The organism is Kitasatospora sp. NPDC032121 (assembly GCF_055580145.1).
The window spans coordinates 162,638-177,192 of record NZ_JBVILX010000005.1 but is presented as its reverse complement, the minus strand read 5'-3'; the positions used below and the strand labels follow the sequence as shown (position 1 = coordinate 177,192).

Here is a 14,555-nt window from a genome sequence, read left to right as displayed (position 1 = left end):
ATCCCCTCCCTCCCCCCCCCCCCCCCCCCCCCCCCCCCCTCCCCCCCCCCCCCCCCCCCCCCCCCCCCCCCCCCCCCCCCCCCCCCCCCCACGGCCCAGAACCACCTGCCCCACCCTCCCGCTGCGGGGGCGGGACGCCGGCCCGGCCGACGTCCCGCCCCCGTCGCGGTTCCTCCGGGGGCGGGTCACTGCTCGTCGCCGTCCTCGCCCTGGTCGTCGTCACCCGCGTGGAGCCCGGTGGGCTTGGCGAAGACCTGGGAGTTCTCGACCGCCGGGCCGTTGCCGCCGGCGACCAGGTTGCCGCTGGTCGAGCCGAACAGCACGGTCCTGCCGTCGGCCGACACGAACGGGTCGTCCGACGAGCCGTTGCCGAGCGAGCCGTCCGCAGCGGTGGTGACCCGTTCGGTGCGGCCGGTGCGGAGGTCCTGGCGGTAGACGTCCCAGCCCGGGTGCTGCGGGCCCGGCACCAGGTTGTCGGCGGCGGACGAGAAGTAGACCCAGCGGTGGTCGGCGGTGATCGAGCCGTGGCCCGAGGAGGCGACCGAAGTGGTGCCGGGCAGGCCGCCGCTGACCCGCGTCACGGTGCCCGTCCGCAGGTCCCGGACGTGCACCACGGTGTGGTAGCGGTGGCCGCCGGTCGAGCCGCCGGGCTCGGGCAGGGCGTAGACCGCGTACCGTCCGTCGGGGCTGATGGTGGCGTCGAAGGCCGCGTTGGTGAGCTTGCCCTCGGTGTCGTAGCTCGCGGGCGAGATCGTCCGGGAGGCCACGTCGTACGTGTAGTAGGTGGCGGTCGTCGGGCGGGCCAGGAGCGGCGACGCCCCGGCGGACGCGGCGGGGGCGGGCGTCTCCTCGGGCGGCAGCAGCGCGGAGCTGGAGCCGAAGCCGATGGTGCGGCCGTCCGCGCTGATCGTCGGACGGAAGGACGTGTTCTCGCCCGCCCGGCCGTTGTGGTCGCGGGTGACCAGCCGGGTGGTGTGGGTCCAGCGGTCGGTGAGGTAGACGTTGATCTTCCAGGTGTAGGGCCTGGTGAGCGAGGGACCGGTGGTGGACTCCGTTCCGGGCTCCGTTCCGGGCTCCGGCTCCGGCTCCACGACGGTCGGGTCCAGGTCGTTCCGCGAGGACACGTAGACCACGTACCGGCCGTTCCCGCTGACCTGCGCGTTGTACGAGTAGTGGTACTGGTCCTTGTCGGTGTTGGTGGGGCTGCTGCTGACCAGCTCGGTGTGGCCGGTCCTGCGGTCCCTGATGTACACCTCGGTGCGGTGCTCGACCTGCGCGCCGGGCGCCACGTTCTCGCCGTCGCTCTCGAAGACGACGTAGCGGCCGTCGGCGCTGATCCCGGCCTGGTCGGTCGAGCCGTTCGGCGCCGCACCCGAGTCGGACAGGTTGACCTGCTCGACGCGGCCGGTGCGCAGGTCCTTCACGTAGGCGTTGCTCCAGCCCGCCGGGGGCTGGGGCAGCAGGTTCGTGGCCCGGGACGTGAACAGCGCGTAGCGGCCGTCGGCGCTGAGGCCCTGGGCCGAGGACGGGTTGTCGGGCACGGTGCCGTTGACCCCGGTGCTGACCTGTGAGGTGCCACGCGGCGGCGCGGCGGCCTGGGCGGGCGCGGCGGTGACGGCCAGTACGGCGGCGGCGGCCAGCACGCCGCCGCCCGCCGACCACCGGTTGCGGGTGGTACGTGTCATGAGGTTGTTCCTCCCCAGCGATCGCCCGGCCGGGCTCCCTCCCGGCGACGGGCTTTCGCAGAGCCAACCGTCGGGAGGGTCGGAGGGTCAACGTCCTCGGTCGATGTCGGCGGAAAATACGTCAACGGACGTATGCGGAACGGGAGTCAGGGCGTCACAGGCGGCGCAGGAAGACGTCCTGCTGGTCGCCGGTGTTCCCCGGGACCAGGTTGCCGCCGACGGCGGTGAAGATCACCGTGTTGCCGGCGGCGTCCACGGCCGGGCTGTAGGAGGCGGCGCCGGTGGTCTGCTCGCCGTCCCGGGTGAGGCTGACGCGTTCGATCAGGCCGGTCCTCAGGTCGCGTCGGAACACGTCGGTGCTGTCGTTGGTGTCGCCGGGGACGAGGGTCTCGGCGTCGGAGGCGAAGTAGACCCAGCGGTCGTCGAACGTCATGACGCCGCCGAAGGACGACCACTTCGTGCTGGTGCCCGGCAGGTCGGTGTTGACCTTGGTGACCTTGCCGGTGGCCAGTTCCTGGACGTACACGTCCATCCGGATGCCGTGGGCCGGGCCGGGGAAGCCGCCGATGAAGATCGGGAGGCTGTAGACCGCGTAGCGGCCGTCCGGGCTGATCCGGCCGTCCCGGGAGCCGACCAGCTCCCCGGTGTCGTCCAGGCTGCCGCCGACGATGCCGGTGGCGGCGTTCCAGACGTAGTAGCGGTAGTAGTGGGGCCCGGTCAGCCCGGGCGCCCCGCCGTCGGGCGCGGACTCGGCGTCGGCGGTCGGGTCGGTGCCCGGGTCGGTGGCCGGGTCGGTGGCCGGGGCCGGCGGTTCCGGGAGCAGGTTGCCGGCCCGGGAGGTGAAGCCGACCGTGGAGCCGTCCGCGCTGATCGTCGGCTCGAAGGAGTTGTTGTTCGCGCCCTCGCCGTCCGCGCCGACGGTGACCAGCCGGCTGGTGTGGGTCCAGCGGTCGGTGATGTAGACGTTGTTCTTGCCGCGCCGCAGGACGCCCGGGGCGAGGTCGCTGCGGTTGGAGACGTAGGCGACGTAGCGGCCGTCCCGGCTGATGCTGGGGCTGAGGGCGCCGTAGTTGCTCTGGTCGTCGGTGCTCGGCAGGGCGGCGGCGGTGACCAGTTCGGTGCGTCCGGTCCAGCGGTCGCGGACGAAGACGTCGCTGGCGTGCGGCACCTGGCCGGGCACCACGTTGGTGGCGGCGGTGCTGAACGCCACGTAGCGGCTGTCGCCGCTGATCGAGGCTTCGGTGGTGGGGGCGTTCAGCGGGGAGCCGTCGTCGGCGACGCTGGCCCGCTCGATGTGCCCGTTGCGCAGGTTCCGCACGTAGATCTCGTCGGAGTTCGGGGTGCCGGCCACGGGCAGCAGGTTGGTCGCGGCGGACGTGAAGAGCGCGGAGCGGCCGTCCTCGCTCAGCCCGAGCGCGGACGAGGGTCCGTTGAGCTGCTCGCCCTTCGGGCCCTCGCTGACCTTGGCGGTGTCGCCCTTGGGCGGCTTGGCCTCGGCGGCGGGCATCGCGGCGCCGGCCACGGCGGTGGCCGCCAGGACGGCGGCGGCGCGGGCCAGCCATCGGCGGGTGCGTGCGGTGGTCATGGATCGTCCTCCCCTGGGGTCGCCCGGCCGCGCTCCCTCCCGGCGGCGGGCTTCCGCAGAGCCAACCGTCGGGAGGGCCGGTGGTCAACGGCCACGGGTGATCCCGTCGGGAAATACGTCAACAGGCGTATCCCGCAGGGGAGTCAGGCCGTCACAGGCGGCGCCGGAAGACGTCGGTGGTGGCGCTGTCGACGACGGGCGCCAGGTTGCCGTCCTCGGCGCTGAACAGCAACGTCGTGTCGCCGTCGTCGACCTGCGGGAAGAAGGCGGAGGTGGTGCTCTGCGAGCCGTCCTGGGTGAGGGGGACCCGCTCGGTGAGCCCGGTGCGCAGGTCGGTGCGGAAGATGTCGGCCTGCCCGTTGGTGTCGTCGGGGACGAGGTCGGTGACCTCGGAGGTGAAGTACACCCAGCGGTCGCCCAGCGACATCACGGGGTTGTAGGACGATTCGAGGGTGCTGCCGGACAGTGGCTGGTCGACCTTGGTGGTGCGGCCGGTGGCCAGCTCGCGGACGTAGACGTCCTGGTGGCGGCCGTGCGAACCGGGCCGGCCGCCCTCCGCGTAGACCGTGTAGAGCGCGTAGCGGCCGGAGGGGCTGATCCGCCCGTCGCTGCCGGCGCCGATGAGCTGGCCGGCCGCGTCGTAGCTGGCGCCGGTGATCTTCCCGGTGCGGGCGTCCCAGACGTAGTACGGGTAGGCGCGGATGGCGGCCAGCGCGGCCTGGGCGCCGGCGGTCCGCGGGGACTGCGCCGCCTCGGCCCGGTCGGCGCCGCCCGAGGCGGCTTCCGCGGCGGCCGCGGGCGGGGTCTGGTCGGCCGGGAGCAGATTGCCGGCCCGCGAGTTGAAGCCGATGACGGTGCCGTCGGCGCTGATCGTCGGGCGGGAGGAGTTGTTGTCGGCCGGGGTGCCGTCCGCCCCGGTGGAGATCAGCCGGGTGGTGTGGGTCCAGCGGTCGGTGACGAAGACGTTGAACTTGCCGCGGCGCACGCCGGGGGCGAGGTCGGTGCGGTCGGAGGAGTAGACCACGTAGCGGCCGTCGGCACTGATGTCGGCGTCGAAGGCGTTGCGGCCGCTCTGGTCGTCGCCCGCGCCGGAGCTGCCGTCGCCGGTGGTGACCAGCTCGGTGCGTCCGGTCCAGCGGTCGCGGACGAAGACGTCGGTGGGGTGCTTCGGCTGGCCGGCCACCACGTTGCCGGCGTAGCTGCTGAACACCACGTACCGGCCGTCGCCGCTGATCGCCGCGTCGTAGGTGCCCGCGTCCAGCGCGGAGCCGTCGGGGGCGACGCTGATCCGCTCGGTGTGGCCGTTGCGCAGGTCCCGGACGTAGACGTCGCCCACCGCCCCGGCGCCGCCGGGCAGCAGGTCGGTCGCCGAGGAGGAGAACAGCGCGTAGCGGCCGTCGCCGCTCAGACCGAGGGCGAGCGAGGGCCCGTTCAGCGCCTCGCCCTTGGCGCCCTCGCTGACCCTGGCGGTGTCTCCCTTGGGCGGCCGGGCCTCGGCGGCGGGCATCGCGGCCCCGGCCACGGCGGCGGCCACCAGGACGGCGGCGGTGCGGGCCAGTCGGCGGCGGGTGCGTGCGGTGGTCATCGATCATCCTCCCCAGATGACGGCCCCGGGCCCTCGGCCCCCCGTGGCCCGGTCGGTAAGAGCCAAGCGCCGTACGGACGGTCGGTCAACGACCTGGAGCGATCTCGTCCGGAAATGCGCCTCCCGTGCCGCCTCCGGCCGAAACCGCTGCTCCGGGCACTGCCGCCGCCGCTCCGGCCGGTCCGGTGTGCCGCGCCGCGCTGGCAGAATTGGTGCGTGATCGACGCACGACGGCTGCGGACCCTGCGGGCCGTGGCGGACCACCGCACCGTGACCGCCGCGGCGGCCGCCCTCTACCTGACCCCCTCCGCGGTCTCCCAGCAGCTGGCCGCCCTGGAACAGGAGACCGGCCACCACCTGCTCGCCCGGGAGGGCCGGGGCGTGCGGCTGACCGCCGCCGGGGAGATCCTGCTCGGCCACGCCGACGTGGTGCTCGCCCAGCTGGAGCGCGCCGAGGCCGACCTCGCCGCGTACAGCGCGGGCGTCTCAGGGGAGGTCACCGTGGCCTCCTTCGCGACCGCCATCGCCTCCGTGCTCTCCCCGGCCGTCGGCCTGCTCGCCGAACGCGCGCCCGGGGTGCGGCTCAAGGTGCTGGACGCCGAGGGCGACGCCAGCCTGCCGATGGTGCTGGACGGCCGGGCCGACCTCGCGGTGGCCGTCGAGTACCGGGGCGCGCCGCGCGCCGACGACGCCCGGCTGACCAGGGTGCCGCTGTACGCCGAGCCCTTCGAGGCCGTCCTGCCGCTCGGCCACCGGCTGGCCGCCGAGTCGGGACCGCTGGCCGTCGCCGCGCTCGCCGACGAGCCGTGGATCGGGCCGTACCCGGGCAACCCCTGCCACGACGTGGTGCTGCTGGCCTGCGAGCACGCCGGGTTCCAGCCCCGGCTGCTGCACTCCTCCGACGACTTCCGGGCCGTGGTCGCGCTCGCCTCGGCGGGCCTCGGGGTGGCGCTGGTGCCGCGCTCGGCGCTGCGCGGTGTGGACCTCCGCGAGGTGGCGGTGCGCCCCGTGGACAGCGAGCTCGCCACCCGCAGGGTCTTCGCCGCCGTCCGGGCCGGCGCGGACGGGCACCCGCTGGTGCGGCCGGTGCTGGACTCCCTCGCCGAGGCGGCCGCCGCGGGCGCGTGAGCCCGCCGGGCGCGTACCGATGCGGGACGGTACCGATCGGTGCCGTTCGGCGTCGGGGGTGGCTAGGATCTGCCGCATGGCAGTCAACGCGAGGGCGCGCCTGCTGACCACGGCGGAGTCCCTCTTCTACGCCCACGGGATCCGCGCGGTCGGCGTGGAGCGCATCCTCTCCGAGTCCGGCGTGGGCCGGGCCTCCTTCTACCGGCACTTCGCCGGCAAGGAGGCGCTGGTGACGGCGGTCCTGGAAGGCCGCGACGCCCGGTGGCGGGAGTGGCTCAGCGAGCGGGTCGCGGCCCACGGCGGCCACCCGCTGTACGTCTTCGACGCGCTGGCCGAACGCTTCGCGGCGCAGGACTACCGCGGCTGCGTCGCGATCAACACGATGACCGAGATCGCCGACCCGGCCAGCCCGGCCCGCCGGATGGCGGCCCTGCACAAGACCCGCGTCATCGAGCTGGTCGAGCAGCTGATGCGGGGCGCGGACGTCCCCGAACCCGGGGAGCGGGCACGGCAGTTCGCGCTCCTGATGGACGGCGCCATCGTCACCGCCCTGCGCGAGGGCACCCCGGACGCCGCCTGGCGGGCCCGGGGCATCGCCGAGGCTCTGCTGGCGGCCTGACCCACCGCCGGAGGCCGGGCGAGCCCCCGCCCGACCCGCCCCATAGGGTGGGGGCGGCCGACGACCGCGCACCACAGGAGCCCTCATGAGTTCGACCGCCGCACCCGAGACCCGGCTCCCGGTCGGGGTGATCGGCCTCGGCGACATCGCGCAGAAGGCCTACCTGCCGGTGCTCACCGCGCTGCCCGGCCTCGACCTGCGGCTGATGACCCGGGACGCGGCCAAGCTGGACCGGCTCGGCGAGGCCCACCGGATCGCCCCCGAGCACCGCTTCACCGACCTCGGCGCGCTGATCGACGGCGGCATCCGCGCCGCCTTCGTGCACGCCGCCACCGACCAGCACGTCCCGATCGTCGAGCAGCTGCTCACCGCCGGGGTGGACGTCTACGTCGACAAGCCGCTCGACTACACCCTGGACGGCGCCCGTCGGCTGGTCGACCTCGCCGACCGCACCGGCCGCTCGCTGATGGTCGGCTTCAACCGCCGCCACGCGCCCGGCTACGTCCAGGCCAGGGAGCGCCCGCGCGACCTGATCGTCCTCCAGAAGAACCGCGAGGGCCTGGCCGAGGCCGCCCGCACCCTGGTGTACGACGACTTCATCCACGTCGTGGACCTGCTGCGCTTCCTGGCCCCCGGCGAGATCGAGCACGTGGACGTCCGGGCCCGCACCCGGGACGGGCTGGTCGAGCACGTGGTGCTCACCCTCGGCGGGGCGGGGTTCACCGCGCTGGGCATCATGAACCGGGTCTCCGGCTCCACCGAGGAGGTGCTGGAGGTCTCCGGCGGCGACTCCAAGCGCGAGGTGCGCAACCTGGCCGAGGTGATCGACCACCGCGGCCAGCCGACCGTCCGCCGCCGCGGCGACTGGGTGCCGGTGGCCCGCCAGCGCGGCATCGAGCAGTGCGTGCTGGCCTTCCTGGCGGCCGTCCGCGGCGGGCAGACCCTGGACGCCCACGACGCGCTGCGCACCCACGAGCTGTGCGAGCTGGTCGTCGAGCGGATCGAGGCTTCCTGGGAGTCCGCTGGGAGCGGCCTGTGAGAAGCCCGGGTTGACCTGGCGTCAAGTCATCCCGGCGGAACCGACAGTTCACCGGCAGGGTCTTGTCGGGGCATTTTCTACGCGCGTATCTTGAGGGGCGCCGCGGGGGGCGGGAGTCCGTCCTCCGCTTCTTCCCCACGCGAGTAGCGCGCGCTCCAAGCGCGCCTCCGCCCGGACCGTCGTGCCGCACCAGCGCCGCACGACGGAGCTAGGAGTCCTGCCCCGGTGACCACCGCCCCCGCCCCCCGTCCCCGCAGAGCCCTGCTGCGCGCCGCCCTGATCCCGGCGTCGCTGGCCGCCTCGCTGGTGCTCGTCCCGCTGCCGGTGGCCACCGCCGCCTCCACCGCGACCCCCGCCCCGACCGAGGTCGGCCCGCTGCGGATCCACGACATCCAGGGCAACACCCGGATATCCCCGCAGGCCGGCAAGCCGGTCACCGGCGTGCCCGGCATCGTCACCGGCGTGCGCGCGTACGGCAGCTCCAAGGGCTTCTGGATCCAGGACCCGAACCCGGACGCCGACCCGGCCACCAGCGAGGGCGTCTTCGTCTTCACCGGCGCCAACCCGACCGTGAAGGTCGGCGACTCGGTGCTGGTGAGCGGCAAGGTCACCGAGTACTACCCGAACTTCGGCGGCGGCTCGCAGTCCCTCACCGAGATCTCCGCCCCGGGCACCACCGTCCTGTCGGCCGGCAACCCGCTGCCCGCCCCGGTCGTCGTGGACACCCGCAACATCCCCGGCACCTACGCCCCGCCGGCCGGTGCGGACGGCTCCATCGACGGCGTGAAGCTCGACCCGGAGAAGTACACCCTGGACTTCTACGAGTCCCTGGAGGGCATGCTCGTCGAGGTCAGGGACGTCCGGGTGATCCAGGCGACCGACAAGTACAACGAGCTGTGGGTCGCCGCCGACAAGCAGGACCAGCGCAGCAAGCGCGGCGGCGTGCTGTACGAGTCCTACCGCGAGCCCAACGTCGGCCGCCTGATGATCCAGCAGCAGGCCGCCGTCTCCCAGCAGCCCTTCCCGGTCGCCAACGTCGGCGACGAGCTGACCGGTGCCACCACCGGCCCGCTGGACTACAACAACTTCGGCGGCTACACCCTGGTCGCCGGCACCATGGGCACGCTGAAGGACAACCACCTCCAGCGCGAGGTCACCGCTCAGGCGACCGACCGCGAACTCACCCTCGCCACCTACAACGTGGAGAACCTGGCCCCGGGCAACCCGGACGCCAAGTTCGCCGAGCTGGCCCGGGGCGTCGTCACCAACCTGCGCTCGCCCGACATCGTCGCCCTGGAGGAGATCCAGGACAACAACGGCGCCAAGAACGACGGCACGGTGGACGCGAGCCAGACCGTCGCCAAGTTCGTCGCCGCCATCAAGGCGGCCGGCGGCCCGGCCTACGACTGGCGCTCGGTCGACCCGCAGGACGGCAAGGACGGCGGCGAGCCCGGCGGCAACATCCGCCAGGTCTTCCTGTTCAACCCGCAGCGGGTGTCCTTCACGGACATCCCCGGCGGCACCGCCACCACCGCCGTCGGCGTGACCGGCACCGGCGCGAGCACCGCGCTGACCGCCTCGCCCGGCCGGATCGAGCCGAACGACGAGGCCTGGACCAACAGCCGCAAGCCGCTGGTCGGCCAGTTCTCCTTCCGCGGCAAGAAGGTCTTCGTCATCGCCAACCACTTCAACAGCAAGGGCGGCGACCAGGGCATCGACAGCCGCTTCCAGCAGCCGACCCGCAGCTCCGAGGTGCAGCGGATCAAGCAGGCCACCGTCGAGCAGGCCTTCGTCGCCCAACTGCTGGCCGCCGACAAGGAGGCCAAGGTCGTCTCCCTCGGTGACTTCAACGACTACCAGTTCTCGCCCGCGCTCGCCGCGCTCACCAAGGGCGGCGTGCTGCGCGACCTGGTGAACGAGCTGCCGGAGACCGAGCAGTACTCGTACGTCTACCAGGGCAACTCGCAGGTGCTGGACCACATCCTGGTCAGCCCCGAGGTCGGCTACGCCAAGTACGACGTGGTGCACATCAACGCCGAGTTCGCCCAGCAGGCCAGCGACCACGATCCGCAGGTCGTCCGCATCAAGCCGTAGTTCCACCCGGGGTTCCTCTCGCGGTTCCTCCCGCGGTTCCTCTCGCGGCCATCCCGCCTCCGCCGCCGGTGATCACCGGCGGCGGAGGCGGTACGCCCTGGAGGCCTCGGCGCGGATCCTGGAGACGGCCCTCCGCTCGACCCGGCCGCGGCGGCCCGGCCCGGGCCGGACGGCTCAGCCGGAGTGGGACGGCCCGGCCGAGGCAGGACGACTCAGCCCAGGTAGTCGGCCAGCGCCTCGCCGGTCAGCGTGGAGCGGGCCGCGACCAGCTCGGCCGGAGTGCCCTCGAAGACCACCAGCCCGCCGTCGTGGCCGGCACCCGGGCCGAGGTCGATGATCCAGTCGGCGTGCGCCATCACCGCCGGGTGGTGCTCGATCACGATGACCGACTTGCCGGACTCGACCAGCCGGTCCAGCAGCCCGAGCAGCTGCTCGACGTCGGCCAGGTGCAGCCCGGTGGTCGGTTCGTCGAGGACGTAGACACCGCCCTTGTCCGCCATGTGGGTGGCCAGCCTGAGCCGCTGCCGCTCGCCGCCGGAGAGCGTGGTGAGCGGCTGGCCGAGGCTCAGGTAGCCGAGCCCGACATCGGCGAGCCGCTCCAGGACGCGGTGCGCGGCCGGGAGCTTCGTCTCGCCCGAGCCGAAGAACTCCTCCGCCTCCGTCACCGACATCGCCAGCACCTCGGCGATGTCCCGCCCGCCCAGGTGGTACTCCAGCACCGCGGGCTGGTACCGCTTGCCCTCGCAGTCCTCGCAGGTGGTGGCCACCCCGGCCATCATCGCCAGGTCGGTGTAGACCACCCCGGCGCCGTTGCAGGTCGGGCAGGCGCCCTCGGAGTTGGCGCTGAACAGGGCCGGCTTCACGCCGTTGGCCTTGGCGAAGGCCTTGCGGATCGGCTCCAGCAGCCCGGTGTACGTGGCCGGGTTGCTGCGCCGGGAACCCTTGATCGCGCCCTGGTCGACGGAGACCACACCCTCCTCCGCCCGGATCGAGCCGTGGATCAGCGAGCTCTTGCCCGACCCCGCCACCCCGGTCACCACCGTGAGCACCCCGAGCGGGACGTCCACGTCCACGTCCCGCAGGTTGTGGGTGTTCGCGCCGCGGATCTCCAGCGTGCCGGTGGGCTCGCGCACGGTCTCCCGCAGCGCCGTACGGTCGGCCAGGTGGCGGCCGGTCGCCGTGCCGCTGGTGCGCAGCCCCGCCACGTCGCCCTCGTAGCAGACCGTGCCGCCGGCCGCACCGGCCCCCGGGCCGAGGTCGACCACGTGGTCGGCGATCGCGATGGTCTGCGGCTTGTGCTCCACCACCAGCACCGTGTTGCCCTTGTCCCGCAGGCGCAGCAGCAGCCGGTTCATCCGGTCGATGTCGTGCGGGTGCAGGCCGGTGGTGGGCTCGTCGAAGACGTACGTGGTGTCGGTGAGCGAGGAGCCGAGGTGGCGGATCATCTTGACCCGCTGCGCCTCGCCGCCGGACAGGGTGCCGGAGGGACGGTCGAGGGAGAGGTAGCCGAGGCCGATCTCCACGAAGGAGTCGAGGGTCTGCCGGAGCGTGCCGAGCAGCGGCGCCACCGAGGGCTCCCGGAGGTTGCGGACCCAGGCGGCGAGGTCGCTGATCTGCATCGCGCAGGCGTCGGCGATGCTGATGCCCGCGATCTTCGAGGAGCGGGCCGCCGCGCTGAGCCGGGTGCCCTCGCAGTCGGGGCAGGCGGTGAAGGTCACGGCCCGCTCCACGAAGGCCCGGATGTGCGGCTGCAGCGCGTCCTTGTCCTTGGACAGCATGGATTTCTGGATCTTGGGGATCAGGCCCTCGTAGGTGAGGTTGACGCCGTTGACCTTGACCTTGGTCGGCTCCCGGTACAGGAAGTCCTGCAGCTCCTGCTCGGTGAACTCGCGGATGGGCTTGTCCGGGTCGAGGAAGCCCGAGTTGGCGTAGACGCCGACCGTCCACCAGCTGTCCGTCTTCCAGCCGGGGATGGTGAACGCGCCCTCGGAGATCGACTTGCCGTCGTCGTACAGCTGGGTGAGGTCGATGTCCGAGACGGTGCCGCGGCCCTCGCAGCGCGGGCACATGCCGCCGGTGATGCTGAAGCTGCGCCGCTCCTTGACCGTCTTGCCCGCACGTTCGACGGTGACGGCGCCGGCGCCGCTGATCGAGGGGACGTTGAAGGAGAAGGCCTTGGGGGAGCCGATGTGCGGGGTGCCGAGGCGGCTGAACAGGATGCGCAGCATCGCGTTGGCGTCGGTGGCGGTGCCGACGGTGGAGCGCGGGTCGGCGGCCATCCGCTGCTGGTCGACGATGATCGCGGTGGTCAGGCCTTCGAGGACGTCCACCTCGGGCCGGGCCAGGGTGGGCATGAAGCCCTGGACGAACGCGCTGTAGGTCTCGTTGATCAGCCGCTGGGACTCGGCGGCGACGGTGTCGAAGACCAGGGAGCTCTTGCCCGAGCCGGACACCCCGGTGAACACCGTCAGCCGGCGCTTGGGGATGTCGACGCTGACGTCCTTGAGGTTGTTCTCGCGTGCGCCGTGCACGCGGATCAGGTCGTGGCTGTCGGCGACGTGCGGCCGCGCGTCCGTCCGGTTGGGCATCGTTGTCTTCGCTCCCTGGCTCTCGGTGGTCCGTGGGGTGTCCTGAAGGGTACGGGTACCGGCGGGGGTCAGCCCAGCTCGTTGAGGCGGACCATGTTGCCCGCCGGGTCGCGGAACGCGCAGTCGCGGACGCCGTACGGCTGCCGGGTCGGCTCCTGGACCAGCTCGGCGCCGCCGGACTTCAGCCGGTCGTAGACGCCGTCCAGGTCGTGGGTGCCCAGGACGATCCGGGCGAAGGTGCCCTTGGCCATCATCTCGGTGACGGTCCGCCGCTCCTCCTCGGTGCGGCCCGGGTCGGCGGACGCCGGCTCCAGCACCAGGGAGACGTCGGGCTGGCCGGCGGGGCCGACGGTGATCCAGCGCATCGGGCCGCCGCCGATGTCGCTGCGCACCTCGAAGCCGAGCAGGTCGCGGTAGAAGGCGAGGGAGGCCTCGGGGTCGGTGTGCGGGAGGAAGGTCCAGTGAATGGTGATGTCGCTCATGACGGCAACGCTAGGCGCGCACCCCGGTCGGGCGCTTCTCGAATCCTGATCGGTCGCGGCGGGTCCTGGCCGGTCGGGGCGGGTCCTGGCCGGTCGCGGCGGGTCCTGATCGGCGGGGCGGGCCCTGATCGGTCGCGCGCGCGGGCCCTGACCGGTCGCGCGCGGGCGTCCCGGGAAACGCGACCGTGCCGGCCGCACCACCTCGTCGGTGGCCGCGGCCGGCACGGTCGGCCCGCTGCTAGCAGTCGGGGATGGTCGTGCCGTTGTTGTCCTTGGCCGTGTCGTTGCCCCAGCGCGACAGGTAGAACGCGGAGACCCACTGGCCGGCCGGGCCGCCGTCCGAGTCCGTCTTCAGCCACCAGTGGTTGTAGCTGCTGCCGTTGGAGACCTCGCGGCCCCAGGCCTTGCAGTAGACGTAGTTCGTCCCCTGGTTCAGCGTCCCGGTGGCGTTGGTGGAGGTCGGCGAGGCATAGACGCTCGCGCTGGTGAAGGTGTCCACCCAGTACTTCCCGGTGGCGGGCGGGGCGCCGCCACCGGCGCAGGTGGGGATGGTGGTGCCGTTGTTGTCCTTGGCGACGTCGTTGCCCCACCGGGAGAGGTAGTACGCGGACACCCACTGGCCGCCGGGGCCCACGTCCGGGTCGGTCTTCATCCACCAGTGGTTGTAGGCGCTGCCGTTGGAGACCTCACGGCCCCAGGCCTTGCAGTAGACGTAGTTGGTGCCCTGGTACAGGGTGCCCGTGCTGGTGGTGGAGGTCGGGGAGCCGTACACCGGCGCGTTGGCGTTGGTGTCCACCCAGTACTGGCCGCTGTTCGACGGGGGCGGCGTGGTGGGCGGGGTGGTCGGGGTGGAGTTGCCGGGGCCGTACAGGCGGATGGCGCCGTAGTAGTCGCTGTGCGAGGAGAGCGCCACCACGCGGACGTAGCCGCCGGAGTACGGGGCCTCGACGATCCAGCCCTGTCCGAGGTACATCGCGACGTGGTGGATGGTGGAGGCGGTGTTGCCGAAGTACACCAGGTCGCCGGGGAGCAGCGGTGCGGTCCCGTCCGACTTGTAGTAGCGGGCGACGGCCCGCGAGGTCGGCCACTGGGTCCGCGTGGTGCCGTTGATGACGTCCGTGCCGACGGCCAAGTAGTACGCGTAGCGGACCATGCCGGAGCAGTCCAGGCCGCGCACGTTGCAGTCGTTGGGCGCGCCGTTGGCCGAGTCGCAGAGGCCGTACGTCGGGCCGGGCTGGGAGCCGTGGCCGCCACCCCACGAGTACGGGGTGCCTATCAGGCCGCAGGCGGAGCGGACGGCGGCGTCGGCCTGCGAGGCCGCGCCGGTGGAGAGCACCGCGCAGGAGGGCGCCGCCTGGGCCTCGCCGGCGCCGGCGAAGAACACCCCGACCGACACCAGCAGCGACAGCAGGGCCGCCAGCCGGAGCGGGGCGGTCAGCCGTCTTGACAGAAGGTTTACGCGCGTAGTCATGGTGGCGCATCCTTCCGGAATCGCTGACTCCGGGTCAATGGTTGTGGCCCACACACCTCCTGTGGTCGTCCGACCTGCCGGTTTACGGCTCGCGGGCCCCGCCGGCGGCAACTGTGCGGCAAGTTGCCGGGAGGGCTGTCGGGCCTCCCGCCCGGTCAGGGGCCGCCGGTCCGGAGTCCGGCTGTCCGCCGGTTCGCCGTCGGTGCGCCCGTCGAGCGGGGCGAACTGATGTCGGAAAAACAAGCAAGCATGATTGCTTTTTTCTCGGGGCGGTGCCAC

General features: G+C 72.9%; 10 protein-coding genes. 4 read left to right on the top strand and 6 right to left on the bottom strand.

Annotation, left to right across the window (positions count from 1 at the left end; translation table 11 throughout):
• Window positions 1-185: 185 nt before the first annotated feature.
• From ACZ5OX_RS16890 to ACZ5OX_RS16880, 3 genes are all read right to left on the bottom strand, one after another.
• Window positions 186-1,685: a TolB family protein gene (locus ACZ5OX_RS16890; protein WP_465630542.1), complete on the bottom strand. Its 1,500-nt coding sequence runs from the start codon at window positions 1,683-1,685 to the stop codon at window positions 186-188.
• A gap of 154 nt (window positions 1,686-1,839) precedes the next feature.
• The gene (locus tag ACZ5OX_RS16885) at window positions 1,840-3,270 is read right to left on the bottom strand and encodes a hypothetical protein (RefSeq protein ID WP_465630540.1); all 1,431 of its coding nucleotides are present in this window, start codon (window positions 3,268-3,270) and stop codon (window positions 1,840-1,842) included.
• Window positions 3,271-3,421: 151 nt separating this feature from the next.
• Window positions 3,422-4,855, bottom strand: coding sequence for a hypothetical protein (locus tag ACZ5OX_RS16880; RefSeq protein ID WP_465630539.1), 1,434 nt, complete (start codon window positions 4,853-4,855; stop codon window positions 3,422-3,424).
• 216 nt (window positions 4,856-5,071) lie between these two features.
• Between ACZ5OX_RS16880 and ACZ5OX_RS16875 the strand changes: the two genes are divergently transcribed.
• The 4 genes from ACZ5OX_RS16875 to ACZ5OX_RS16860 all read left to right on the top strand — a co-directional run bounded on the left by ACZ5OX_RS16875 (window position 5,072) and on the right by ACZ5OX_RS16860 (window position 9,735).
• Window positions 5,072-5,983: a LysR family transcriptional regulator gene (locus ACZ5OX_RS16875; protein WP_465630537.1), complete on the top strand. Its 912-nt coding sequence runs from the start codon at window positions 5,072-5,074 to the stop codon at window positions 5,981-5,983.
• 76 nt (window positions 5,984-6,059) lie between these two features.
• Complete coding sequence (locus ACZ5OX_RS16870; protein WP_465630535.1) at window positions 6,060-6,602, top strand: TetR/AcrR family transcriptional regulator; 543 nt, start codon at window positions 6,060-6,062, stop codon at window positions 6,600-6,602.
• An 85-nt stretch (window positions 6,603-6,687) separates the two neighbouring features.
• On the top strand, window positions 6,688-7,641 hold the full coding sequence (locus tag ACZ5OX_RS16865; RefSeq protein WP_465630533.1) for a Gfo/Idh/MocA family protein: 954 nt from the start codon (window positions 6,688-6,690) through the stop codon (window positions 7,639-7,641).
• Between the two features lie 225 nt (window positions 7,642-7,866).
• A complete protein-coding gene (locus tag ACZ5OX_RS16860; RefSeq protein WP_465630531.1) occupies window positions 7,867-9,735 on the top strand; it encodes an endonuclease/exonuclease/phosphatase family protein in 1,869 nt (622 codons plus the stop codon).
• A 212-nt stretch (window positions 9,736-9,947) separates the two neighbouring features.
• Here ACZ5OX_RS16860 and ACZ5OX_RS16855 read toward each other — a convergent pair whose 3' ends face one another.
• The 3 genes from ACZ5OX_RS16855 to ACZ5OX_RS16845 all read right to left on the bottom strand — a co-directional run bounded on the left by ACZ5OX_RS16855 (window position 9,948) and on the right by ACZ5OX_RS16845 (window position 14,276).
• The gene (locus tag ACZ5OX_RS16855) at window positions 9,948-12,323 is read right to left on the bottom strand and encodes an ATP-binding cassette domain-containing protein (RefSeq protein ID WP_465630529.1); all 2,376 of its coding nucleotides are present in this window, start codon (window positions 12,321-12,323) and stop codon (window positions 9,948-9,950) included.
• 68 nt (window positions 12,324-12,391) lie between these two features.
• Complete coding sequence (locus ACZ5OX_RS16850) at window positions 12,392-12,805, bottom strand: VOC family protein (protein WP_465630527.1); 414 nt, start codon at window positions 12,803-12,805, stop codon at window positions 12,392-12,394.
• Window positions 12,806-13,043: 238 nt separating this feature from the next.
• Window positions 13,044-14,276, bottom strand: a complete 1,233-nt coding sequence (locus ACZ5OX_RS16845; protein ID WP_465630525.1) for a C40 family peptidase — start codon at window positions 14,274-14,276, stop codon at window positions 13,044-13,046.
• Window positions 14,277-14,555 lie beyond the last annotated feature (279 nt).

What these genes read in the sequence shown, in the direction of transcription:
- ACZ5OX_RS16885 (WP_465630540.1), bottom strand. Translation starts at nt 3,270, where the DNA reads ATGACCACCGCACGCACCCGCCGATGGCTGGCCCGCGCCGCCGCCGTC.
- ACZ5OX_RS16880 (WP_465630539.1), bottom strand. Translation starts at nt 4,855, where the DNA reads ATGACCACCGCACGCACCCGCCGCCGACTGGCCCGCACCGCCGCCGTC.
- ACZ5OX_RS16845 (WP_465630525.1), bottom strand. Translation starts at nt 14,276, where the DNA reads ATGACTACGCGCGTAAACCTTCTGTCAAGACGGCTGACCGCCCCGCTC.
- ACZ5OX_RS16890 (WP_465630542.1), bottom strand. Translation starts at nt 1,685, where the DNA reads ATGACACGTACCACCCGCAACCGGTGGTCGGCGGGCGGCGGCGTGCTG.
- ACZ5OX_RS16850 (WP_465630527.1), bottom strand. Translation starts at nt 12,805, where the DNA reads ATGAGCGACATCACCATTCACTGGACCTTCCTCCCGCACACCGACCCC.
- ACZ5OX_RS16865 (WP_465630533.1), top strand. Translation starts at nt 6,688, where the DNA reads ATGAGTTCGACCGCCGCACCCGAGACCCGGCTCCCGGTCGGGGTGATC.
- ACZ5OX_RS16870 (WP_465630535.1), top strand. Translation starts at nt 6,060, where the DNA reads ATGGCAGTCAACGCGAGGGCGCGCCTGCTGACCACGGCGGAGTCCCTC.
- ACZ5OX_RS16855 (WP_465630529.1), bottom strand. Translation starts at nt 12,323, where the DNA reads ATGCCCAACCGGACGGACGCGCGGCCGCACGTCGCCGACAGCCACGAC.